Source organism: Rhodobacter capsulatus SB 1003 (genome assembly GCF_000021865.1).
Classification (GTDB): Bacteria; Pseudomonadota; Alphaproteobacteria; order Rhodobacterales; family Rhodobacteraceae; genus Rhodobacter; species Rhodobacter capsulatus_B.
This window is the reverse complement of record NC_014034.1, coordinates 2,633,098-2,655,216: the sequence shown is the minus strand read 5'-3', so window position 1 is coordinate 2,655,216 and position 22,119 is coordinate 2,633,098. Positions and strand designations below refer to the sequence as shown.

Annotated in this window: 19 protein-coding genes and 2 tRNA genes; 10 read left to right on the top strand and 11 right to left on the bottom strand. The window is 66.6% G+C overall.

What is annotated here, in order from left to right; all coding sequences use genetic code 11:
- Positions 1 to 39 precede the first annotated feature (39 nt).
- The 3 genes from RCAP_RS12245 to RCAP_RS12235 all read left to right on the top strand — a co-directional run bounded on the left by RCAP_RS12245 (position 40) and on the right by RCAP_RS12235 (position 3,737).
- Complete coding sequence (locus RCAP_RS12245; RefSeq protein WP_023911689.1) at positions 40 to 2,571, top strand: TonB-dependent receptor; 2,532 nt, start codon at positions 40 to 42, stop codon at positions 2,569 to 2,571.
- Positions 2,572 to 2,625: 54 nt separating this feature from the next.
- Complete coding sequence (locus tag RCAP_RS12240; RefSeq protein WP_013068181.1) at positions 2,626 to 3,174, top strand: glutathione peroxidase; 549 nt, start codon at positions 2,626 to 2,628, stop codon at positions 3,172 to 3,174.
- 143 nt (positions 3,175 to 3,317) lie between these two features.
- Complete coding sequence (locus tag RCAP_RS12235; RefSeq protein ID WP_023911687.1) at positions 3,318 to 3,737, top strand: hypothetical protein; 420 nt, start codon at positions 3,318 to 3,320, stop codon at positions 3,735 to 3,737.
- Between the two features lie 18 nt (positions 3,738 to 3,755).
- Here the strand turns inward: RCAP_RS12235 and RCAP_RS12230 are convergent.
- From RCAP_RS12230 to RCAP_RS12205, 6 genes are all read right to left on the bottom strand, one after another.
- Positions 3,756 to 3,832: transfer RNA gene (locus RCAP_RS12230), tRNA-Met, on the bottom strand.
- A 62-nt stretch (positions 3,833 to 3,894) separates the two neighbouring features.
- Positions 3,895 to 4,941 carry a tRNA 2-selenouridine(34) synthase MnmH gene (gene mnmH, locus RCAP_RS12225; protein WP_013068179.1) on the bottom strand — a complete coding sequence of 349 codons (1,047 nt, stop codon included), beginning with the start codon at positions 4,939 to 4,941 and terminating at the stop codon, positions 3,895 to 3,897.
- Positions 4,941 to 5,564 carry a L,D-transpeptidase gene (locus RCAP_RS12220; protein ID WP_013068178.1) on the bottom strand — a complete coding sequence of 208 codons (624 nt, stop codon included), beginning with the start codon at positions 5,562 to 5,564 and terminating at the stop codon, positions 4,941 to 4,943. The genes mnmH and RCAP_RS12220 overlap by 1 nt, the downstream gene beginning before the upstream one ends.
- Before the next feature lie 85 nt (positions 5,565 to 5,649).
- On the bottom strand, positions 5,650 to 6,150 hold the full coding sequence (locus tag RCAP_RS12215; protein WP_013068177.1) for an acyl-CoA thioesterase: 501 nt from the start codon (positions 6,148 to 6,150) through the stop codon (positions 5,650 to 5,652).
- A gap of 166 nt (positions 6,151 to 6,316) precedes the next feature.
- Entirely contained in the window at positions 6,317 to 6,964 is a 648-nt protein-coding gene (locus RCAP_RS12210; protein WP_013068176.1) for a GntR family transcriptional regulator, read from the bottom strand.
- A 30-nt stretch (positions 6,965 to 6,994) separates the two neighbouring features.
- Positions 6,995 to 7,693, bottom strand: a complete 699-nt coding sequence (locus tag RCAP_RS12205; protein WP_013068175.1) for a M48 family metallopeptidase — start codon at positions 7,691 to 7,693, stop codon at positions 6,995 to 6,997.
- Between the two features lie 116 nt (positions 7,694 to 7,809).
- On the opposite strand from RCAP_RS12205, the gene RCAP_RS12200 reads away from it, so the two are divergent.
- Both RCAP_RS12200 and RCAP_RS12195 read left to right on the top strand, forming a co-directional pair.
- Positions 7,810 to 8,139: an FYDLN acid domain-containing protein gene (locus RCAP_RS12200; RefSeq protein ID WP_013068174.1), complete on the top strand. Its 330-nt coding sequence runs from the start codon at positions 7,810 to 7,812 to the stop codon at positions 8,137 to 8,139.
- A 196-nt stretch (positions 8,140 to 8,335) separates the two neighbouring features.
- Positions 8,336 to 8,411, top strand: a tRNA-Ala gene (locus tag RCAP_RS12195).
- A 763-nt stretch (positions 8,412 to 9,174) separates the two neighbouring features.
- Here RCAP_RS12195 and proS read toward each other — a convergent pair.
- Positions 9,175 to 10,515 (bottom strand): proline--tRNA ligase, encoded by a 1,341-nt coding sequence (gene proS, locus RCAP_RS12190; RefSeq protein WP_013068173.1) that lies wholly within the window; start codon positions 10,513 to 10,515, stop codon positions 9,175 to 9,177.
- A 272-nt stretch (positions 10,516 to 10,787) separates the two neighbouring features.
- On the opposite strand from proS, the gene RCAP_RS19355 reads away from it, so the two are divergent.
- From RCAP_RS19355 to RCAP_RS12170, 4 genes are all read left to right on the top strand, one after another.
- Positions 10,788 to 14,009 (top strand): beta strand repeat-containing protein, encoded by a 3,222-nt coding sequence (locus RCAP_RS19355; RefSeq protein WP_013068172.1) that lies wholly within the window; start codon positions 10,788 to 10,790, stop codon positions 14,007 to 14,009.
- A 278-nt stretch (positions 14,010 to 14,287) separates the two neighbouring features.
- The gene (locus RCAP_RS12180) at positions 14,288 to 14,917 is read left to right on the top strand and encodes an outer membrane protein (protein ID WP_013068171.1); all 630 of its coding nucleotides are present in this window, start codon (positions 14,288 to 14,290) and stop codon (positions 14,915 to 14,917) included.
- A gap of 275 nt (positions 14,918 to 15,192) precedes the next feature.
- Positions 15,193 to 17,139, top strand: coding sequence for a threonine--tRNA ligase (thrS, locus tag RCAP_RS12175; protein ID WP_013068170.1), 1,947 nt, complete (start codon positions 15,193 to 15,195; stop codon positions 17,137 to 17,139).
- 376 nt (positions 17,140 to 17,515) lie between these two features.
- Positions 17,516 to 17,722, top strand: coding sequence for a cold-shock protein (locus RCAP_RS12170; protein ID WP_013068169.1), 207 nt, complete (start codon positions 17,516 to 17,518; stop codon positions 17,720 to 17,722).
- A gap of 65 nt (positions 17,723 to 17,787) precedes the next feature.
- On the opposite strand, the gene RCAP_RS12165 is transcribed toward RCAP_RS12170, so the two are convergent.
- The 4 genes from RCAP_RS12165 to RCAP_RS12150 form a co-directional block, all read right to left on the bottom strand.
- On the bottom strand, positions 17,788 to 18,069 hold the full coding sequence (locus tag RCAP_RS12165) for a helix-turn-helix transcriptional regulator (RefSeq protein WP_013068168.1): 282 nt from the start codon (positions 18,067 to 18,069) through the stop codon (positions 17,788 to 17,790).
- Positions 18,070 to 18,197: 128 nt separating this feature from the next.
- Positions 18,198 to 18,518, bottom strand: a complete 321-nt coding sequence (locus RCAP_RS12160; RefSeq protein ID WP_013068167.1) for an arsenate reductase family protein — start codon at positions 18,516 to 18,518, stop codon at positions 18,198 to 18,200.
- Positions 18,515 to 19,198, bottom strand: a complete 684-nt coding sequence (locus RCAP_RS12155) for an ABC transporter ATP-binding protein (RefSeq protein WP_013068166.1) — start codon at positions 19,196 to 19,198, stop codon at positions 18,515 to 18,517. The genes RCAP_RS12160 and RCAP_RS12155 overlap by 4 nt, the downstream gene beginning before the upstream one ends.
- Positions 19,191 to 20,483, bottom strand: a complete 1,293-nt coding sequence (locus RCAP_RS12150; protein ID WP_013068165.1) for a lipoprotein-releasing ABC transporter permease subunit — start codon at positions 20,481 to 20,483, stop codon at positions 19,191 to 19,193. The genes RCAP_RS12155 and RCAP_RS12150 overlap by 8 nt, the downstream gene beginning before the upstream one ends.
- A 177-nt stretch (positions 20,484 to 20,660) precedes the next feature.
- On the opposite strand from RCAP_RS12150, the gene RCAP_RS12145 reads away from it, so the two are divergent.
- On the top strand, positions 20,661 to 22,049 hold the full coding sequence (locus tag RCAP_RS12145) for an NAD(P)/FAD-dependent oxidoreductase (RefSeq protein WP_013068164.1): 1,389 nt from the start codon (positions 20,661 to 20,663) through the stop codon (positions 22,047 to 22,049).
- Positions 22,050 to 22,119: the final 70 nt, after the last annotated feature.

Here is a 22,119-nt window from a genome sequence, read left to right as displayed (position 1 = left end):
GGGGGCATGATGCGCAAGACACCCGGACTATTCCTTTTGTTGACCTGCCCCCTGGTTTCGGGGCTGCTTCTGGGCGGGCCCGCCCTCGCTCAGGCGGTGCCGGAGACCGAAGGCAGCGACGCGGCGACCCTGGCGCCGATCGTCGTGCGCCACCACAAGGCAGGCGAGACCGAGACCTCGGAAGGCGCGCAGGAGGTCGAAACGGGCGAGATCGCGCTTTTCGGCGGTGTTTCGGGCGATGTGAACGCGGCCATCGCGGCGCTTCCCGGCGTGCAGGACGAGACCCGCCGCACCGTGGACGGCGCCTTCGACACCGGCACCAATTCCGACACCAAGCTCAACCTTCAGCCGTCCAGGCTTTCCATTTCCGGCGGCTCGGTGAACGAGAACCTGTTCATGATGAACGGGGTGAGCATTTCAAGCACCGTCGCCGCAGAGCCCTTCACGGCGACCCCGCTCGACAAGGCCGATGGCAGCACCGGCATCAACACGATCTACGGCCTGCATCCGCAAAGCCAGTATATCCCCGAGGCCTTCATTGAGAAGGTCGAGGTGCAGACCTCGGACATTTCGGCGCAATACGGCGGCTTTCAGGGCGGGGTGGTGAATTATCGCCTGCGCGAGCCCTCCGGCGAAAAGCGCGGGCTTTACACCTTTGGCTATACGTCGGACGCGCTGACGCATTACAGCAACGGAACCCCCGAGGGCAGCAATCCGCTTGGCCGCAGCAAGCCCGAATGGACCCGGCGCGAGATCGGCTTTGAATATGAAACGCCGCTGAGCGACCGCACGGCGCTGCTTTTCTCGATCAGCCGCAACGCCGCCTGGGGGCGCAAGCAGCTTGATTATCAATATCTTGGCGAGGATGTGGAAGCAGAGACGACGAGCGATTTCGCGCGCCTTGCCCTGCGCCATCAGGCCGATGACGGCGGCGTCTTTTCGCTGTCGGCGGCGGCCACCGATTACGATCAGGATTGGGCGTCGAATTACGCCTGGGGCTATACGCTGGCCACCCGGACCCGGGCGCGCACCCTCACCGCGCTGTATGAAAACAGCTTTGGCCCTTGGGACATGACCTCGAGCCTGACCTATGCGACCAATGATGTGGAAAATGACAGCAACGTCGATTACTTCGCCAACTGGATCGGGCGCTATTATGACAACACCACGCTTGATGGCGCGCTGGGCTGGTGCAACGTCGGGGCGCTGACCACGGGCTATGTGTCCTGCATGGAGGGGGGCTTTACCGGCGACAAGCGTCTTGACGACGACAGCTTGCGCGCCGATCTCAAGGTCAGCCGCGCCCTTGCCGGGGGCGAGCTGCGCTTTGGCGCCGCGGTGCAAAAGACCCGCGCCAGCCGCAGCCGTCTGAAAGACACCACCGCCTATGCCGCCTTCAACCGCAATTTCAGCGGTGTCTGCGCACCGGGCGATGCCTTTTGCAACGCCGATCAATATGCCTGGATCAAGGTGATCTACCCCGCCTATGCGACGACGGTCGAGGCGCACAAGCTCGAGGCCTTCACCGAATGGGAAAAGAGCTGGGACAGGATCGATCTGCGCGCCGGTCTGCGGCTGGACCGCAATGACGTGCTGGACAACACCGATGTTGCGCCGCGCCTCTCGCTGGCCTTCCGGCCCAACGAGGCGCTGCGCGTCGATCTGGGCCTGAACCGCTATTACTCGGACGATTATCTGGCTTATGCGATCCACGACAACACCCCGATCGCGATCAACCGGATGCGGTTCAGCCCGACCGGGGACTGGACCTTTTACGATTTCGGCCATTACCGCTACACCCAGCAGGGGCTCGACACCCCCTATACCGACGAGATCAAGCTGGGGATGACGGCAGATGACCCCTGGTCCGAAGGCGTCTGGCGGCTGACCCTGCTGGATCGGCACGGCCGCGACCAGTTCGCCCAGGCCGCGCGCACCGGCGCGGATGGCAAGGAGATCAACTTTCTGACCAACGCGGGCAGCAGCCGCTATCGCGAAGCCAGGCTGGAATACGACCGGGTCTGGGACCGGACGCGCCTGCGCAATCTGGACAGTGTCGGGCTGCGCGTCTCCGGGGTCTTCGCCGACAACAAGACCTCGGCCAGCAGCTATTACGACAGCGACGACGCGCTGAACGAGCTTGATCTGATCTGGTATCGCGGCACCTCTTACAGCCGCGCGGAATTCAGCGAGCTGACGGGCAATTACGATATTCCGGTGCGCGCGCAAGTCGAGCTGCAGACCAGCTGGAAGGACGGGCAATACGGGCTTGGCATCGGCGCCGACATCAACTTCGCCTATGACGGGGTGCGCGACACCGATGTCGATGAAACCCACACCAACCCGACCTATGGCGACCGGCCGCACAGCCTGTTCGAGGATTACCGCTTCAAGACCTATGCGCAGATCAACCTTTCGGCGCAGGCGCGGATCTTCACCGATGGCGACCGCGAGGCCTATCTGAAGCTGAAGATCGCCAACCTGCTGGATGACAGCGCAGGCCCGTCGACGCTGCAAAACCCCTGGGTCGAGGGCCGCAGCGTCTGGCTGGGCACGCAGGTCACCTGGTAATCAACGCGCCCCCGACGCCGCCGTCCGGGGGCGCCTTTCAAACGCGAGGCTCCCATGTCGTTTCGTCTCAACCGCCGCGTCTTCCTTGCGGGCGGGATCTCTCTTCTGGCAGATGCCGCCGCGCGGGCCGACCAGGCCCCGGCCTTCCGGTTCGACCCGATCGGCGGCGGAGAGCCGATCGAGCTGGCGCGCTGGCGCGGCCATCCGGTTCTGGTGGTCAACACCGCCTCGCAGTGCAGTTTCAAGGCGCAGCTGGGCGATCTGCAGCAGTTCCACGAAGAATGGGGCCCGCGCGGGCTGCGGGTGCTGGCGGTGCCCTCGGATGATTTCGGCAAGGAATTCGACACCGCCGCCGAAACCAGGGCCTATTGCGAAACCGTCTGGGGGATGACCGTGCCGATGAGCGAACCCGTCCTCCTCCTCGGGGAAGCGGCGCATCCGTTTTATCGGTGGCTGCGCCAGACGCGGGGGTTCGTGCCGAACTGGAACTTCAACAAGGTGCTGCTGGACGGCGCGGGGCAGGTCGTGACCACCTGGGGCGCGCCGGTCAAGCCGGGGTCGGAGGAAATGAAGCGGATCATCGCGCCGCTGCTGCCCGCCTGAACCGGACCTTTCCGGCAGATCCGGTCGGCTCGTGTTCCCGGGCACCGGAAAGCGTGTTCCGAGGGGCAACCCGGACCCAGAATGGCAGCGCGCCGAGGTTTCGCACCTCGCGCTTGTCCCGGAAGAGCAATGGCAGTCTGGCAATGCACGACACGCGCGGTGATGGGGTCGGGGGAGAGTGTTCCACCTTCCGGGAAAGCGGCACCTGCCCCAACGGGCGAAGCTGTCGGTTCGACCAAATTCGGCGCGCGGTGATCGACGGTCTGATCGAGGGTCTGAAAAAACCGGATCTTGTCGCCGCATTCATCGAGGCGGCGCAAAAGGACCGGCGGACGGCAGCCAAGACCCGCGCCACGGCAGCGCGCGACAGGGACCGGGCGACGGCCGCGATCGAGCGGCTGCAAAAGTCGTTGAACGCGGGCCGCGTGGAGGAGGATTTCTTTGATCGAGAGATCATCCCCTTGCGCCAGGACCTCGCGGCCGCGCAGGAACGGCGCGCGGCGGCCCCTGGAAGCCGAGGAGGTCGGCACTTTTTCTGCCCTTTGCGGGGCGGATTCCGGTGATGGTTGTAGGGGGTAAGTTGGTGGCGAGGGGGGGACTCGAACCCCCGACCCCGTGATTATGAGTCACGTGCTCTAACCTGCTGAGCTACCTAGCCACTGGCGGCGTCACTAAGGGATGGCGCGGGGGGCGTCAAGGGTGAAATCGGGAAAAAGTGGTTCAGCCCGCCAACCGCCCCGCCGCGGCGATGACATCTGCGGCCAGCGCGGTCAGCGCCTCGGGGGCAAGGCTGTCGGTGGCGATCTCGATGACCCGGTGGTCCTGCCGCGCGCGGTGCTTGTCGTAGCGCGGATCGTAATGGCGCCGCATCAGCTCGGCCGCCAGCGCCTCGAAGGCCTGCGCCGCCGCCAACCCGTGCCAGAGGTGAATCACCTCGGCGGCGTGATAGGGGCGCAGCTGGTCGATCAGCCGGGTCAGCCGCAGGGGATCGGCGACGATATCGGCATAGGCCCGCGCCAGATAGGCCGCCCGCGCGGGCAGGGGGGCCACCAGCCGCAGCCGCGGCGCCCTGCGCAGCGCCGCCCAGAGGCTTTTCGGCAGCTGGATCTGCCCCACCTTCGCGCTTTCGGCCTCGATCAGCACCGGCCGCGCCGGATCGAGCTGCGCCAGGGCAACCGCCAGCTTGCCCTCGAAGCCGGTCTGCGCCGGTTGCCCGCCCGGCCGCGCGCCAAAGATCGAGCCGCGGTGATTGGCCAGCCCCTCCAGGTCGATCACCTGCGCGCCCTGCGCGGCGGCCGCCTGCAGAACGGCGGTCTTGGCCGAGCCGGTGTTGCCGTCCAGCACCACGACCGGCGCCCGGATCGGCTGGCCGAGCGTCTCCAGCACCAGCCGCCGCCAGCTCTTGTAGCCGCCTTCCAGCAGCTCGGTGCGCCAGCCCACCGCGCGCAGGATCGTCGCAAACGACCCCGAGCGCTGCCCGCCGCGCCAGCAATAGACCAGCGGCCGCCAGCCCCCGGTCTTGTCGGCCAAGGGGCCCTCCAGATGCGCGGCGACATTCTTCGCCACCAGCGCCGCGCCGATCTTGCGCGCGTCAAAGGGCGAGACCTGCTTGTAGATCGTGCCGACGCGGGCGCGTTCCGCATCTGACAGCGCGGGCAGGTTGATCGCCCCGGGCAGATGGTCAAGCGCATGTTCCGCGGGCGAGCGGACGTCGATGATCGTGTCGAAATCGAGCGCCGCCGCCTCGGCGACCGAGCCCAGCCGCATCAGTAGACGGTGACCGGCGTGCCCAGCTCGACCACCTTGTAAAGCGCCATCACATGATCGTTCACCATGCGCAGGCAACCGTTCGAGACCGCATGGCCGATCGAGGACGGCTCAATCGTGCCATGGATGCGGATGCCGGTATCATGGCCGTTCTGATAGAGATACATGGCGCGGGCCCCCAGCGGGTTGCCGGGGCCGCCCGGCATGCCGGTTTCGGCATAGCGCGCGTAATGGCTGGGGCTGCGCTTGACCATCTCGGGGGTGGGTTTCCAGCTTGGCCATTCGACCTTGCGCGCCACCGTGGCCTGACCGCGGAACTGCAGCTCCGAGCGGCCGACGGCAACGCCGTAGCGCATCGCCTTGCCCGGCGCGATGATGTGGTAAAGGAAGAACTTGTCCGAAACGACGATGATCGAGCCCACCGCCAGATCGGGCTTCACATCCACCTCGGTCGGGTAGAATTGCGGCGCGATCGGCCAGGTCTTGGCGGGGGCTGCCGCCGGAGACGCCGCTTTGGCGGCGGCGGCCGGAGCCGCGGCGGCCACGGCGGGGGCCTGCGCGAACAGCGGCTTTGCAGCCACGCCAAGCGCGGCCAGACTCGTCAGAAAAGTGCGGCGATACATGCAGGTCTCCCGGTTCCGTTGCGGCAGGCTAGCAAAGCGCCTGCCGCCACTCAACGCCAAAAGGGCAGCCCGGGTTCCGGGCCGCTTATTCCGACTTGCCCAGCGCCGCGGCCTCCATCTGCGCCGCGTGCTCGCGCCGCAGCGCCTTGCGCAGCTCGGCCGCCTTCCAGCGCAGCATCTCGGTCTCGTTCGCGGGCTCCAGCATCGGCACGGCGACGGTCTTGCCGGTCTCGTCCACCGCCACCATGGTGAAATAGCAGCTGTTGGTGTGCCGCCGCGTGCCTTCGCGGATGTTTTCCGCCTCGACCCGGATGCCGATTTCCATCGAGGACCGCCCGGTGTGGTTCACGCTGGCGCGAAACCGCACCAGCTCGCCCACATGGATCGGTTCCTTGAAGATCACCTGGTCGACGGAAATCGTCACCGCATAGCGCCCCGAATAGCGCGAGGCGAGCGAGAAGGCGACGCGATCAAGCCAGTTCAGCAGCGCGCCGCCATGCACCTTGCCGGAAAAATTCGCCAGATCCGGCGTCATCAACACGGTCATTTCCAGCGTCTTGCGCTCTTCGGCGCTCAAGGGATTCATCATCTGGGCCTCGTGCAAATCGAAAACGTGGCAGAGGCGTAGTTCAGCCGGGAAGAAACTGCCACCGCTTCCTGGCACATTTGCGCGATCAGGGTGCTGGCCGCAACCCGCCACCCTTTCACCTTGGCCAAATATCCCGGGGTGGGCAGGGACGGGGGCTGCGCCCCTAGCCGGTCAGATGCCGCAGCCCCTGCGTGACATCTGTGCGCACGGCCAGCCGCAGCCCCGGTTCGTCGCCCGCCCGCAGCGCTGCCAGAATCAGCCGGTGATGGCGCGGCGGCTCGGTGCGGGGGAACTTGCCATGCAGCTGCCGCATCGTCGGCCCCAGCTGCAGCCAGACGGTTTCCAGAACGGCCAGCATCGCAGGCGCCTGGGCGCGCAAATATAACGTGCGGTGGAATTCCAGATTGGTGCGGATATAGGCCACCGCATCGCGCCGCGCCACCGCCTCGGCATTGGCCGTGTTGATCGCGGACAGCCGGTCGATCAGCGCAAGGTGGGCGCGGGGCAGGGCGCGCGAGGCCAGCTCCGGCTCGATCAGCGCCCGCAGCGCCGCCAGCTCCTCGATCCGTTCGTTCGTCAGCTCGGGCGTCGAGACCCGCCCCGAAGACGACAGCGTCAGCGCGCCCTCGGCCACCAGCCGGCGCAAAGCCTCGCGCACCGGGGTCATCGAGACGCCGAATTGCTTGCCCAGGCCCCGCAACGTCATCGCCTGGCCGGGCAAGAGCTCTCCGGTCAGGATCTGCTGGCGCAGGCTGCGGTAAAGCCGGTCATGCGCGGCGGTTTCGGTCGGGCGGGGCGCGGGCTGGGTCATGCCCCTTTGTGATCACGAATGCGGCCGCGGTCAATCCGTCAGACGGATCGCCTGCAGCGCCGCGCCGTTTTGTTTCAGCCAGGCCCGATGCAGGGCATAATCGGGGCAAAGCCGCGCCACCACCGCCCAGAAGGCGGCGGAATGGTTCATCTCGACCAGATGCGCGACCTCATGGGCGGCGACGTAATCAAGGACCTCGGGCGGCGCCATGATCAGCCGCCAGCTGTAGGAAAGCGAGCCATCCGGCGCGCAGGAGCCCCAGCGCGAACGAGTATCGCGGAGCGTGATGCGCTTGAACGGGCGGCCAAGGGTCTTGGCATGGGTCTCGGTCGCGGCCTGCAGCCGGATCCGGGCGCAGTGGCGCAAAAAGGTTTCAAGCCTTGCCCCCAGCCGGTCGTCGCCTGCGGGCACCAAAAGCCGGTCCCCCTCGCGCTTTGGCGCGCGCAGGCTTGCCGCCTCGATCCGCAGCGCCGCGCCTTCAAAGGGCAGGGTGTCGCCAAAGCCCGGACGGCTTGGCGCGGGCAGCTGCGAAAGCGTCCCGCGCAGCCAGTCCGATTGCGCCGCGGCAAAGGCCACGGCCTCGGCCAGACGGGCGCGGGCGGGCAGGGTCAGCGTCACAGCGCCGTCGATCCGGCTGACGCGCAGCGAAAACCGCCGCGCCCGGGCCGAGCGGCGCAGATGCACGGCGACACCGGGCAGATCGGGCAGGATCAGGGGGCTTTCGGTCATCGCGGGCTCTGGTCCGGCTGGAAGCGGCAGGTTGCGCGCGAAAAGGCTTTGACACCCCGCGGCGGTTGTGGCAGTTGGCTGCGACTCTGTGCGATAGAGCTTGCCAGGAGACTTCCATGCCGAAAGAGGAATGGGGCGTCAAGCGCCTCTGCCCGCATTGCGCGAGCCGGTTCTATGATCTGGCCAAAGACCCGATGACCTGCCCGGTCTGCTCGAACAGCTTCTCGCTCGAGAGCCTGACGGCCGCGGGCCGCAGCCGTGTGATGGTGTCCGACAAGGTGGCGCCGCGCGCGGCCGATCTTGATGTCGACGATCTGACCGATGACGATCTGGACGAAGACGGCGGCGACGTCGATCTGGACGACGATCTGCTCGAGGATGACGAAGACGACAACGTCTCGCTGGATGACATCGCCGATGTGGCGGGGGGCGAAGACGAGGCCTGAGTCGGCCCGAAAGGGGCGGATCACGGAAAAGACGGGACCGGGCGCGAGGGCAACTTCGCGCCTTTTCCTTTGCCGCAAGGGGGTTTTCAGGGGGCTGAAAAAATTTGCGACGAGGCGTGTTTTTTCCTCTTGCGCCCGTCGCTTGAGGTCCATATACACCCCCTCACGCAAGATGGAAACGTCAAGCCGATCCGGTGGGGTCATAGCTCAGATGGGAGAGCGCTTGAATGGCATTCAAGAGGTCCGGGGTTCGATTCCCCGTGGCTCCACCAAATAAAACAAGGACTTGAACGACCCTCGCCCCGCCTCGTGCGGGGCGTCGTCGTTTCAGGGGGGACACGGCGCAGGCTGCCGGTTCCCCGCGGTGGCCGCCCGCTGGCCTGTGTCCCGGGGGTGTTGGCCCTCGCCAGATCGGCGCCCAAGCCCCCCCTGCGCCCGGCCTTGATCGAGCCTGTCTTCCGCCTTACCGTTGCCGTGCATCGGTGCCCCGGTCCGTCCTGTCATCCGGGGCGGATCAATCGCGGTGTCCGTCGTGGCGCGGTTGCCGATGCCCCCTCCGGGGCCGGGAGCACTCTGGGGGGGGGGCAAGGTCCGGGCTTCATGGTTGTGCCGCCGCCGCCCGGCTTGCGCCCGGGCGTCCCGCGCGCAAGCCGGGCGGCGGGGGTATGTCGCGGATCGGGATTGCCCCGTTCGGAGGCTGGTGCTCACCGCGCCGATCGGGGGGGGATTCCGGGGGAGGCGATTCTGCGAAGAGGCCGTCGATCGCGATGGACGCCCGCCGCGACCTTCGCCGCCGATTCTTTGGCGGTCGGGCGGCGGCCCCCTGCCGGTCGGCGGCTTTGAGGACGGAAGCGGCCCAAGGCTGACCCGCCGCGAGAGCCGCGGGGGGTGCTTTGGCTGGTTGTTGGGGGGCTTTCGGCACACGGCCCGCAGCTTGTGGCAGGGCCGGGCGGGGGCCGATCTCTGCCCGTGCGGAAATCGGCCCGGTCGGATCGCCGCTTGCGCCGCGATCCGGTTTTCAGAAGGGCTGCGCGCTCAGCGATGCGCGGCGTAGATCTGCGCGATGCGGTCCACCGCCGCTTCGGCCGACATCTCCTCGCTTTCGCCGGTGCGGCGCGAGGTGAGTTCCACCACGCCACCCGCCAGACCGCGCGGGCCGACGGTGATCCGCCAGGGCAGGCCGATCAGATCCATCGTGGCGAATTTCGCCCCGGCGCGTTCGTCGCGGTCGTCGTAAAGCGGATCGAGGCCCTTGGCCACCAGCGCCTTGTAGATCCCGGCGCAGGCCGCATCGGTCGCCCCGTCGCCCTGTTTCAGGTTGACGATGCCGACATGGAAGGGCGTCACGCCCTCGGGCCAGATGATCCCGCGCTCGTCATGGTTCGCCTCGATCAGCGCGCCCAGAAGGCGGCTCACGCCGATGCCGTGCGAACCCATCTCGACCGGCACGCGGGTGCCATCGGGGGTGACGACGGTGGCGCCCATCGCTTCGGAATATTTCGTGCCGAAATAGAAGATCTGCCCCACTTCGATGCCGCGGCCGACGCAGCGGCGCGCTTCCGGGATCTGGTTGAACACCGCCTCGTCATGGGTTTCGTCGGTGCGCGCGTAAAGCGTGGTGAATTCCTGACAGATCGCCGCCACCTGATCGCGGTCGTCGTAATCCACCGCCCGGTCGCCCAGTTTCAGATCGGGCACCTGGGCGTCATAGAAGACCTCGCTCTCGCCGGTCTGCGCCAGCACCAGGAATTCATGCGTGTTGTCGCCGCCGATCGGGCCCGAGGCGGCGCGCATCGGAATGGCGGTCAGCCCCATCCGTTCATAGGTGCGCAGATAGCTGACCATGTGGCGGTTGTAGGCATGCAGCGCGTCTTCGCGGGTCAGGTCGAAGTTGTAGCCGTCTTTCATGTAGAACTCGCGGCCGCGCATGACGCCGAAGCGCGGGCGGACCTCGTCGCGGAACTTCCACTGGATGTGGTAAAGCGTCAGCGGCAGGTCCTTGTAAGACGAGACATGCGCGCGGAAGATGTCGGTGATCATCTCCTCGTTCGTCGGACCATACAGCATCTCGCGCTCGTGCCGGTCCTTGATGCGCAGCATTTCCTGACCGTAATCGTCATAGCGGCCACTTTCGCGCCACAGATCGGCCGGTTGCAGCGTCGGCATCAGCAGCGGAATGTGACCGGCGCGGATCTGTTCCTCATGCACGATCTGCTCGATGCGCTTCAAGACCTTGAAGCCCAGCGGCAGCCAGGAATAGATCCCCGCCGCCTGCTGCTTGATCATGCCCGCGCGCAGCATCAGCCGGTGGCTGACGATCTGCGCCTCGGCGGGGTTTTCCTTGAGAACGGGGAGGAAGTAGCGGGAAAGGCGCATGGACAAGCCTCGGCACAGGGTTTCGTTGCGCAAGTGGGTAGTGGAAACGGCGCCGCGGGGCAAGATGGGCCGGGGGGCGCCGCCCGGCCACAAGGCCGCGCCCACGGCAGAACCTGTCCAAAAAGACAGGCGTCACGAGGCGGCGCGGAATTCTTGTCGCAGCCGGGGCAGGGCGGAACGGGTGTATCCTCAACCTGTCGTCCGTAAACCAATGGACAAGGCCAATTCCGGCTGACGTCGTGCTGAGAAAGCGGACGAAAGAGGAGGAGACCATGCCTATTACCGGACTTCCCGTCACCAGTGGCAACAATACCGTCACCGTCACGCCGACCGGCATTTACAGCGTCAACGCCGAGGGGGGCGTCGATACGCTGGTGATGGATTACAGCACGCTGACAAGCGACATCATCTACGAATATGCGGGCAACGGCTTTTATCGCTTCACCGATTATCTGTCGTCCAGCATCGATTTCTACAACTTCGAACGCTTCATCCTGCGCGGCGGATCGGGGGATGACGACCTGCGCGGGGCCAATGACGTCGATCAGCTTTATGGCGGCGCCGGGGCCGACAGCCTGACCAGCGGGCTTGGGGCCGATGTCGTCAATGGCGGCGCGGGCTTCGACCGCTGGACCGCCGGTTACGGCACCGTCACCGGCAACGTGCTGATCACGCTCTCGGCCGATCCCGCCATCACCCAGCTGGTCGCGGCCACCGGCGCGCGCTTCACCCAGATCGAGGCGCTTTCGATCACCACCGGCATCGGCGATGACGTGATCAACACCTCGGCCTTTGTCGGCAATGACGACATCGCGACGGGCAACGGCAGCGATCAGGTCAACGCCGGGCGCGGCGTCGACTGGATCAATGGCGGCGAGGGGACCGACATCATGGTCTTCGACTGGTCCGCGATCACCGATCCGAGCTTCGCGATCCGCAATTCCTATGTCTCGAACGGCTGGTATCGCTATGCGGCGCTCAGCGGTGATCAGGTGAACTACATCAACTTCGAGCGCTATTTCCTGACCGGCGGCGCGGGCAACGACTGGCTCTCGGGGGCCGGGCAGGCCGACCGGCTGACCGGCAACGGCGGCAATGATACCCTGATCGGCGGCACCGGGGCCGATACCATCGCGGGCGGCGCCGGGATCGATCTGTGGCAGGTCGATCTGACCGACATCGAGGCGAACACCTCGGTCAGCCTGGTCAGCCAGACCAGCAACACCGGCGCGGTGCTCAGCGGCATCGAACGGCTGACCTATACCGGCTCCGCCTTTGACGACACCGTCGTGGCGCAATCCGGCAGCTACAACGACAGCTTCACCATGGGCGCGGGCGACGATGCCGTCACCACCGGCCGCGGCGTCGATGGCGCCAATGGCGAGGCGGGCGAGGACCTGCTGGTGATGAACTGGTCGGGCATCACCGATGCCACCCAGGGGATCAGCCGCAGCTATGTCTCGAACGGCTGGTATCGCTTCAGCGCGGCCAGCGGCGACCGGCTCGACTACATCAACTTCGAGCGCTTCTTCCTGACCGGCGGGGCGGGCAACGACTATCTGCTGGGCGCGGCGCTGAACGACCGGCTGGTCGGCAATGGCGGCGATGACACGCTTTCGGGCGGCGGCGGGGTCGATGCGATCACCGGTGGCGACGGCGTGGATCTGTGGGAGGCGAACCTTTCCGAACACGAGACCAACGTCACCATCAACTTCCAGACCCAGACCACGAATTATGGCGCGGTGATCAGCGGGCTGGAACGGCTGAACTACACCGGCACCGCGGTGCGCGACCTCATCACCACCCGCAGCGGCGCCTATGACGACAACCTTTATCTGGGCGCGGGCAATGACAGCGCCGCGGTCTGGCGCGGCGTCGATGCGGTCAATGGCGCCGAGGGCGAGGATACGCTGATCCTTGACTGGTCGGGCATCGCCGGGGCGACGCAGGGGATCACCTACAGCTATGTCTCGAACGGCTGGTATCGGTTCAGCTCGACCAGCGGCGATCAGGTCGATTTCATCAACATCGAGCATTACGACATGACCGGCGGCGCGGGCCATGACAGTCTGGTCGGCGGCACGATGAACGACACGCTGCGCGGCGGGGCGGGCAATGACACGCTCGACAGCGGCGCCGGGCGGGCGGTGATCGACGGCGGCGCGGGCACCGACCTGTGGCGGGCGGATCTCTCGGCGATCTCGGCGGGGCTGCGCTTCAGCGCGTCGGCCAGCCAGACCGCGGCGCAGGCGACCGGCTCGGGCTGCGACGTGCGCAACATCGAACAGGTCAGCCTGACCGGCGGCGCCGGGGCCGATCTGATCGACACCACCGGCCAAAGCGGCAACGACTGGTTCGCGGGCAATGCGGGCAATGACACCGTCTCGCTCGGGCTGGGTCAGGACGGGTTCGACGGCGGCGCCGGGGTCGATCTGCTGATCCTCGACTATTCCGCCAGCACCGAGGCGATCCAGAGCCGCTACACCTCGAACGGCTGGAACCGCTACGGCGAACAGGGCGACGCGCATTTCCTCGATTACATCAACGTCGAGCGCTTCAACGTGACCGGCGGGGCCGGGGCCGACACGCTGATCGGCGCCGGGGCGGCCGACACGCTGACCGGCGGCGCGGGGAATGACTGGCTCAATGGCGGGGCCGGTGCCGACGTGATCAACGGCGGCGCGGGCGTCGACACCTGGCAGGCCAGCTTTGCGGGCGCGACGGTGGCGATCGGTCTGACGCTGAGCGCGGCGGGCGCGGCCACGGTCAGCGGGGCGGGCACGGTCCTGACCGGGATCGAGGCGGTGTCGCTGACCACCGGGCAGAATGCCGATATCGTCAACCTCTCGGCGGGCACCGGCAATGACGCGGTGGCGACGAACGAGGGCAACGACACTGTCAATCTGGGGCGTGGCCGGTCGGAATGGGCGGATGGCGGCGCGGGCACCGACAGCCTGACGCTGAACGCCTCGCTGGCGACCTCGGGGCTGCGGATGGATTACGTCTCCAACGGCGCCTATCACATCTATGCCACCGACGGCAGCTATGATGCCACCTTCAACAACTTCGAGACCTACAACATCACCGGCTCGGCCCGCAATGACCGGCTTTACGCCTTTGGCGGCAACGACCGGATCAGCACCGGCGCCGGCAATGACATCCTGAACGGCGGCGACGGCAATGACACGCTGCTGGGCGGCGCGGGGGCGGATGTGTTCCAGTTCACCAACCTTTACGGCTGCGGCATCGACACGATCGCCGATGGCGCCATCGGCGACCGGCTGCGGCTGAGCGGGCTGGCGCTGAGCAGCATCGCCAATGGCGCGGGCACGACGCTGGGCGCCGGGCAGATCGCCGTCTCCGCCTCGGGCGGGGTGACGACGCTGGCGATCGGCCTGGACGGCACCGCCGGGGCGGATCTGACGATCCGGCTGACGGGCAGCTTCACCGCGGCCGATTTCAGCCTCTCGGGCAGCGACGTGATCTTCATCTGACGCGCCCCGCCCCGCCCGGGGATGTCCCGGGCGGGGCCTTGCCGCCGCATCACCGGGCCTGCCCGCGATCTGCGGCTTCACACCGGATCGTGAGCCCGTCCCGGCCGCGAACCGATTGAAAACAAAGCCCGCGCCGCAAGGCCGCGGGCTTTTCCCTCACGTCACGGGCACGGGCTGTTGAGCGATCGTGTTTCGATGTTCCCGGTCAAAATATTGAACTTGTTCGGAAAAATGCAAATCTTGCTGGCATGACGCATCTTTGCCGAAGGAAGAGGAAGATGAAAAAGCTCAGTGTTGCGATCGTCGCGATGGCCAGCCTTGCCGCCCCCGCCCTTGCCGGTGGCCTGACGCCGCCCGTGGTCGAAAGCGAACCGACGGTGGCGGCGACCCCGGCACCGGCGCCCGTGCAAGCCTGGGACGGGTTCTATGCCGGGATCACCGGCGGCTCTGTCACCGGCGGCGGCGCCAGCTACGCGCCCGGCGGTGCCGCCTTTGGCATGGGCCGCGGCAGCTACGGGGTCTTTGGCGGCTACAACCTGCAGTCGGGCGCGCTTGTCTACGGCGGCGAGATCGCGGCCCAGGCCACCGATTTCAACCTCGATGGGGCGCCGGGCAAGTTCGACAACATGATCGACCTGAAAGCCCGCGCCGGGATGGCCTATGGCAAGGCGCTGCCCTATGCCTTCGTCGGCTATTCGCGCGGCGACTGGAAGAACGGCGACGGCCAGACGAATGGCGCGGCCGATGGCATGAACTACGGTCTGGGCGTCGATTACGCGGTGAACGACAAGTGGTCGGTCGGCGCCGAACTGATGCGCCGCGAGCTGAGCACCGATTTCGACGGCTCTGCGCGCAGCGTCGACACCAACTTCAACACCGTGCAGGTGCGCGCGGGCTTCCGGTTCTGAGCCGGAACGCTTGAGAAAGACCCGGGAGGGGGGCTCTGCCCCCCGTCCTTTCAGGACTCCCCCCGGGATATTTGAGGCAAGATGAACCCATGGTCTTTTCATCTTGTTCCAAATACCTCGGGGGGCGAATTGGCCGAAGCCAAGAGGGGGGCAGCGCCCCCCTTTTGCCTGCGCAAAAGCGCCACGGTTGACACGCCTGCCGCCGCGTCGCATACCCGGCGCATCATAACCCGCAACCGGGCGCTTTGTAGCCGCCAAACCGACGAGGAGGACATATGTCCCAGATCTCTCTCCACTTTCCCGATGGTGCCAAACGCGATTACCCCGCAGGGGTGACGGCGGCCGAGGTGGCGGCCTCGATCTCGCCCTCGCTGGCGAAGGCGGCGATCTCGGCGCAGCTTGATGGCGCGCATTGGGACCTGCAATGGCCGATCAAGCGCGACGCGCGGATCTCGATCAACACGATGAAGGACCCGGTTCCGGCGCTGGAGCTGATCCGCCACGATCTGGCCCATATCATGGCCCGCGCCGTGCAGGAGATCTGGCCCGATGTGAAGGTCACCATCGGCCCGGTCCGCGATGCGGGCTGGTTTTATGACTTCGACCGCGCCGAGCCCTTCACCCCCGAGGATCTGGGCCAGATCGAAGCGCGGATGAAGCAGATCATCAACGCCCGCGAGCCTGTCCGCACCGAAGTCTGGTCGCGCGAAGACGCCATTGCGCATTACGAAAAATCGAACGAGCCCTACAAGGTCGAACTGGTGAACCGCATCCCCGAGGGGGAAGATCTGCGGATGTATTGGCACGGGAACTGGCAGGATCTCTGCCGCGGCCCGCATCTGCAACACACGGGCCAGGTGCCCGCCGACGCCTTCAAGCTGACCCATGTCGCGGGCGCCTATTGGCTGGGCGACAGCACGCGCCCGATGCTGCAGCGCATCTACGGCATCGCCTTCCGCACCCGCGATGACCTGAAAGCCCACATGACCATGCTCGAGGAGGCCGCGAAGCGCGATCACCGCAAGCTTGGCCGCGAGATGGACCTGTTTCACATGCAGGAGGAAGCGCCGGGCCAGGTGTTCTGGCATCCGAACGGCTGGACGATCTACACGACGCTGCAGGATTACATGCGCCGCCGCCAGCGCGCCGACGGCTATGTCGAGGTGAACACGCCGCAGGTGGTGAACCGCAAGCTCTGGGAGGCCTCGGGGCATTGGGAAAACTACCGCGAGAACATGTTCATCGTCGAAGTCGATGAAGAGGGCGCGCGGGAAAAGGTGATCAACGCGCTCAAGCCGATGAACTGCCCCTGCCATGTGCAGATCTTCAACGTCGGGCTGAAGTCCTACCGCGATCTGCCGCTGCGGATGGCGGAATTCGGCTCCTGCGCGCGCTATGAACCCTCGGGGGCGCTGCATGGCATCATGCGGGTGCGCGGCTTCACCCAGGACGACGCGCATATCTTCTGCATGGAAGATCAGATCGAGGCGGAAACGAAGAAATTCATCGAATTCCTCTCGGCGGTCTATGCCGATCTGGGCTTTGACAAATGGCGCATCAAGCTCTCGACCCGGCCCGAAAAGCGCATCGGCACCGAGGAAAGCTGGGATCACGCCGAGGCGGCGCTGGCCAATGCGGTCACCGCGGCCGGGCATGAGTATGAGATCTTCGAGGGCGAGGGCGCGTTTTACGGGCCGAAGCTGGAATTCGTGCTGACCGATGCGATCGGCCGTGACTGGCAATGCGGCACGCTGCAGGTGGACCCGAACCTGCCCGAGCGGCTCGATGCGAATTACATCGGCCCCGATGGCGCGAAACACCGCCCCGTCATGCTGCACCGCGCCTGTCTGGGCAGTTTCGAGCGTTTCATCGGGATCCTGATCGAATCGCATGCGGGCAAGCTGCCCTTGTGGCTGGCGCCGCGGCAGGTGGTGGTGGCCTCGATCACCTCGGAGGCCGATGATTACGTGGAAGAGGTTGCGGCGACGCTGATCGCGGCGGGGATTCGCGCCGAATGCGACACCCGCAACGAAAAGATCAACTACAAGGTCCGCGAGCACAGCCTGGGCAAGGTGCCCTATATCTTCGCCATCGGCGCGAAAGAGGTCGAGACCCGCACCGTTTCGGTCCGCCGTCTGGGCGATACCCGCACCGAAACCGTGGCGCTTGATGCCATCGTCGCGGCGCTGAAAGCCGAGGCGACGCCGCCCGACCTGCGCTGAAGGCGCTGAAACGACTGCCGGATCATGCGGGACGCCACGGGAAACCTGTGGCGTCCCGTTCCGTTTCAAGCCCTGCGCGCCTATGGCGCGGGGCGGGCCGGTGGTGCCGGTGTTTCCGCTTTGTTCCGGCTTTTGACCGCCTGACAACGCCCTGAAATTATTCCATCTTCAACTTGGAGATGCAAAAATGTCGCAGCCTTTGAAATCAGCGCCTGCGGCGCTTTGGCCGTTGATTTTTGGAATGTGTATGGCACGCTTCCCCTTGCGTGAACTTGGACTTTCCTACCGCTCCCTTTTCGGGGCAGCCGGAAGACTTGGAAGACCTGGCTGCACGTCCGGGGGCAATGTCGCCTTCGGCCAATACGAGGAGAGAGATATGGCTACCGGAACCGTGAAATGGTTCAACACCACCAAGGGCTACGGGTTCATCGCCCCCGATGGGGGTGGCAAGGACGTGTTCGTCCACATCTCGGCGGTGGAACGCGCCGGGCTGAAGGCGCTCAGCGACAACCAGAAGATCAGCTTCGAACTGATCTCGGGGCGCGACGGCCGCTCGTCGGCGGGCGATCTGAAACTTCTCTGAACGACGCTCCTGCCGTCGAGAAGGCCCGCGGCGCCCACGCGGGCTTTTTTCTTTCCGGGGGCCGCTCAGTCCTGCAGATCGCCGACGCTCAGCCCCAGCGAGGCCGCCAGCGCGACCAGTTCCAGCCGGCTGGGGCTGTGGCGCCGCGCCTCGATCGCGGTGATGATCTCGGGGGAGACGCCCGATTCCCGTGCCAGATCCGCCACGCTCATCCGCGCGGCGCGCCGCCAGGCCATCAGGGGCGAGGCCCCGGCGCTGATCCATGCGAGCTGTGTCCAGAAGCTTTGCGACTGGGAACGGATTTCCTCGCGCGGAATTTCTATCCGCGGCTTCGGAATTGCGGTCATGACGTCCTGCCTGTTCTCGCCTCTTCCCCAGGGGAATTTAGCGCGAAAAGCCGCGCCATCCTATCGTCCAGAAGTTATAAGACGTCGCAACTTTGAGATTACTTCGACGCGTCAGAGGTAAGAAAGAGTTATAATTGAGCCATTTGCGCGGCAGCATCCCAGCCCAGCGTCAGCCCGTTGCCGCGGATCACCGGCCGTTTCATCAAGGTCGGATGGGCCTGCAGCAGCGTCGCGACGGGGGCGGCACGCTCGGCTTCCGGCAGCGCCCGCCAGGTGGTCGAGCTGCGGTTGATCAGCTTCTCGCCAAAGGCCGCGATGAATTCCGCGATCTCGGCCTCGGTCAGCGGCGCCTTGCGGATATCGCGCAGCACCGGCGCCTTGCCCGCCGCCGTCAGCGCCGCCAGCGCCTTTTGCACCGTGCCGCAGGTCTTGATGCCGTAGACGATCATTTTGCCTCCACCAGCTGGCCATCGCTCAGCCGCAACACCCGGTCCATCCGCGCGGCCAGCTCCAGATTGTGCGTCGCGATCAGCGCCGAAAGCCCGGTCGCGCGCACCAGTTCCATCAGCGCCGAGAACACGGTTTCCGAGGTGGTCGGGTCCAGGTTGCCGGTGGGCTCGTCGGCCAAAAGCAGGGCAGGGCGGTTCGCCAGCGCCCGGCAAAAGGCCACGCGCTGCTGTTCCCCCCCCGAGAGCGCCGAGGGCCGGTGCCCGGCGCGTGCCGCCAGCCCGACGCGCGCCAGCAATTCCTGCGCGCGGGCCTCGGCCGCCTTGCGCGCGGTGCCATTGGCCAGCTGCGGCAGCACGATGTTTTCCAGCGCGGTGAATTCGGGCAGCAGATGGTGAAACTGATAGACAAAGCCCAAAGCCTCGCGCCGCGCGACGGTGCGGGCCGCGTCCTTCGCCCCGGTCAGATCCTGCCCGTTCACGATCACCCGGCCGGAATCGGGCGTGTCGAGCAGCCCGGCAATATGCAGAAGCGTCGATTTCCCCGCCCCCGAAGGCGCGACAAGCGCCACCACCTGCCCGCGCGGAATGACCAGCGAGGCCCCGCGCAGCACGATGATTTCATTCGCCTTGCCCCGGTTGTAGCCCTTTTCGAGCCGATCAAGCCGCAACACCTCATTCATAGCGCAGCGCCTCCACCGGATTGAGCCGCGCCGCCCGGCGGGCCGGAAAGATCGTCACCACGAAGCTGAGCCCCAGCGCCAGGACGACCGCCTTGGCCACGTCCCAGGGCAGCAGTTTCGCAGGCAATTCATAGATGCCGCGGATCGACGGATCCCAGGCGCCGCCGCCGCTGACCCAGTTCACCGCATCCATCACATGGCTGATGTTGAGCGCGAAAAGCACCCCCAGCCCGACGCCCAGCGCCGTCCCGATCGTGCCGGTAAAGGCCCCGCAGAGGAAAAACACCCGCATCACCGAGCCCTCGGTCAGCCCCATGGTGCGCAAAATGCCGATGTCGCGGCCCTTGTTCTTCACCAGCATGATCAGCCCCGAGGTGATGTTCATCGTCGCGATCAAGACCAGCACCGAGAGGATCACGAACATCACGTTGTCCTCCATCGTCAGCGCGCGCAGGAAGCTGCCCGAGGCATCGCGCCAAGACCACAGCATCGTGCCCGCGCCCCCCGCCGCGATCAGCTGCGGCGTCAGGTCATCGACATGCTCGGGGTCCTTGACCATCACCTCGATCTCGTCGGCGCCACCCTCGCGGTTGAAGAAGCTCTGGGCCTCGGCAAAGGGCATGTAGATGCGGGTGCGGTCGATGTCCCAGCGCCCGGCGGTGAAGACATAAACGACGGTATAGGCATTCACCCGCGGCGAGACGCCAAACGGCGTCTTGACCCCGTTCGGAGAGATCAGCTTGACCGTGTCGCCCGCCGCCACGCCCAGCTCGCGCGCCAGTTCCGACCCCATGGCGATGCCCTGACCGAAGCTTTCGATCTCGCCGTCGATCTGCGCCGAATGCGCGACGCGGGGAATGGTCATCAGGTTTTCATAAGAAATCCCATAGACTTCCGCGACGTTCGAGCGGTCGTTCATCGTCGCCATCACTTGACCCCGGATCAGCGGCGCCGCCCGGGTGACGCCCGGCACCTGCGCGATCCGCGCGGCGCGCGCGGCGTAATCGGGCATCAGGCTGGAAAAGATCCCGGTCTCGGGCGCCACTTCCATCGGCGCGGAATAGACCGTGACATGGGCGTTCGAACCCAGGATCGTGTCGACGAATTCGGCGCGAAAGCCCGCGCGCACGGCCAGCGTGATGATCAGCGCGGCCACGCCCAGCATGATGCCGATCAGGCTGATCCAGGTCATCACGCTGACGCCGCCCTCGGCGCGGCGGGCGCGCAGGTAGCGCCAGGCGATCAGGAATTCGAAGCCGGAAAACGGCGCGGTGCGTGTGGCCATGGATCGCTCCCAAAAGTCGGCGCAAGCTGGCCTCTGGGCGGGCAAAGGTCAAGCCACGATGCATAAAGATGCCGCGAGGCGGCGGCGGCCCGCGACCGGCCTGCGGTTCTTCTTGCATTCCCCGGGGGGCTGGCCGACCCTTGCCGGGCGCGGCAGACGGGCGGGTCGGGGGATGCGATGGATGTGACGACGAATGGGCAGGTGTCGTTCTGGTTTGCCGATATCGGCGGGCTGCCGCCCCGGCGCGCGCCCCTGCCGGGGGATCTGGCGGTCGATGTCTGCATCATCGGCGCGGGCTTCACCGGGCTGTGGAGCGCCTATTATCTGAAGCAGCTTGCGCCGTCGCTCTCGATTGCGGTGCTCGAGCGGGATTTCGCGGGCTTTGGCGCCTCGGGCCGCAACGGCGGCTGGTGCTCGGGCGAATTCGGCTGGAGCCGCGGGAAATATCTGCAAGGCGGCAGCCGCGCCGGGGTGATCGCGCTGGAACGGCAGCTGCGCGACAGCGTGGCGGAAATCCTGCGCGTCTGCAGCGCCGAGGCGATCGCGGCCGATATCGTGAAGACCGATTGCCTGACCTTTGCGCGCAATCCGGCGCAGCTGCAGCGGCTGCGCGACACCCTGGCCGAAGAACGCGCCTGGGAGATCGGCCCCGACCGGGTGGAGCTGCTCGACGCTGCTGCCGCCGCCGCGCGGATCCGGGTGCCGGGGGTGCTTGGCGCGCTGGTGACGCATGGCGTGGCCCGGGTGCAGCCCGCGAAACTGGTGCGCGGTCTGGCCGCGGCGGTCGAGCGTCTGGGGGTGACGATCTACGAGGACACCTGCGTGACCGGCCTTGCCCCGGGGCGGGTGACGACCGCGCGCGGCACGGTGCGGGCGCCGCGGATCCTGCGCGCGACCGAGGGGTTCACCCATGGCATCCCCGGGCAGGAACGCGAATGGCTGCCGCTCAACAGCGCGATGGTGGTGACCGAACCGCTTCCCGCCGCGCTTTGGGAGGAGATCGGCTGGACGGGGGCCGAGCTTTTCGGCGATGCCGCGCATGCCTATTGCTATGCGCAGCGCACCCGCGAGGGCCGCATCGCGATGGGCGGGCGCGGCGTGCCCTATCGCTTCGCTTCGCGCACCGACCGGAACGGGCAGACCCAGGCCGCGACGATCGCGAAGCTGACCGAGATCCTCTATCGCATGCTGCCGCAGGTGCGGGGGCTGCGGCTGGATCATGCCTGGTGCGGCGTGCTGGGCGTGCCGCGGGACTGGTGCGCGACGGTCGGGCTGGACCCGGCGACCGGGATCGGCTGGGCGGGGGGCTATGTCGGGCTGGGGGTTTCCACCGCCAATCTGGCCGGGCGGACGCTGGCCGATCTGGTGCTTGGGCGCGACACGGACCGGACCGGGCTGCCCTGGGTCAACCGGCATCCGCGCAAATGGGAGCCCGAGCCGCTGCGCTGGCTGGGCGTGCACGGGATGTATCAGCTTTACGCTCTGGCCGACCGGCAAGAGGCGGCGGGCGGCGATCCGCGGACCTCTCCCCTTGCGCGGCTGGCGAACCGGCTGACCGGCCGCTGAGCCGGCGCCGACGGACGCCTGCGCCGAATCCCCTGTCCGTGATCCCGTCGGGCGCTGCGCTGCGGCCCGC

What these genes read in the sequence shown, in the direction of transcription:
- thrS (WP_013068170.1), top strand. Translation starts at nt 15,193, where the DNA reads ATGTCCCAGATCTCTCTCCACTTTCCCGATGGTGCCAAACGCGATTAC.
- RCAP_RS12160 (WP_013068167.1), bottom strand. Translation starts at nt 18,518, where the DNA reads ATGATCGTCTACGGCATCAAGACCTGCGGCACGGTGCAAAAGGCGCTG.
- RCAP_RS12155 (WP_013068166.1), bottom strand. Translation starts at nt 19,198, where the DNA reads ATGAATGAGGTGTTGCGGCTTGATCGGCTCGAAAAGGGCTACAACCGG.
- RCAP_RS12200 (WP_013068174.1), top strand. Translation starts at nt 7,810, where the DNA reads ATGCCGAAAGAGGAATGGGGCGTCAAGCGCCTCTGCCCGCATTGCGCG.
- RCAP_RS12180 (WP_013068171.1), top strand. Translation starts at nt 14,288, where the DNA reads ATGAAAAAGCTCAGTGTTGCGATCGTCGCGATGGCCAGCCTTGCCGCC.
- RCAP_RS12215 (WP_013068177.1), bottom strand. Translation starts at nt 6,150, where the DNA reads ATGAATCCCTTGAGCGCCGAAGAGCGCAAGACGCTGGAAATGACCGTG.
- proS (WP_013068173.1), bottom strand. Translation starts at nt 10,515, where the DNA reads ATGCGCCTTTCCCGCTACTTCCTCCCCGTTCTCAAGGAAAACCCCGCC.
- RCAP_RS12165 (WP_013068168.1), bottom strand. Translation starts at nt 18,069, where the DNA reads ATGACCGCAATTCCGAAGCCGCGGATAGAAATTCCGCGCGAGGAAATC.
- RCAP_RS12240 (WP_013068181.1), top strand. Translation starts at nt 2,626, where the DNA reads ATGTCGTTTCGTCTCAACCGCCGCGTCTTCCTTGCGGGCGGGATCTCT.
- RCAP_RS12145 (WP_013068164.1), top strand. Translation starts at nt 20,661, where the DNA reads ATGGATGTGACGACGAATGGGCAGGTGTCGTTCTGGTTTGCCGATATC.
- RCAP_RS12220 (WP_013068178.1), bottom strand. Translation starts at nt 5,564, where the DNA reads ATGTATCGCCGCACTTTTCTGACGAGTCTGGCCGCGCTTGGCGTGGCT.
- RCAP_RS12235 (WP_023911687.1), top strand. Translation starts at nt 3,318, where the DNA reads ATGCACGACACGCGCGGTGATGGGGTCGGGGGAGAGTGTTCCACCTTC.
- mnmH (WP_013068179.1), bottom strand. Translation starts at nt 4,941, where the DNA reads ATGCGGCTGGGCTCGGTCGCCGAGGCGGCGGCGCTCGATTTCGACACG.
- RCAP_RS12150 (WP_013068165.1), bottom strand. Translation starts at nt 20,483, where the DNA reads ATGGCCACACGCACCGCGCCGTTTTCCGGCTTCGAATTCCTGATCGCC.
- RCAP_RS12170 (WP_013068169.1), top strand. Translation starts at nt 17,516, where the DNA reads ATGGCTACCGGAACCGTGAAATGGTTCAACACCACCAAGGGCTACGGG.
- RCAP_RS12205 (WP_013068175.1), bottom strand. Translation starts at nt 7,693, where the DNA reads ATGACCGAAAGCCCCCTGATCCTGCCCGATCTGCCCGGTGTCGCCGTG.
- RCAP_RS12210 (WP_013068176.1), bottom strand. Translation starts at nt 6,964, where the DNA reads ATGACCCAGCCCGCGCCCCGCCCGACCGAAACCGCCGCGCATGACCGG.
- RCAP_RS19355 (WP_013068172.1), top strand. Translation starts at nt 10,788, where the DNA reads ATGCCTATTACCGGACTTCCCGTCACCAGTGGCAACAATACCGTCACC.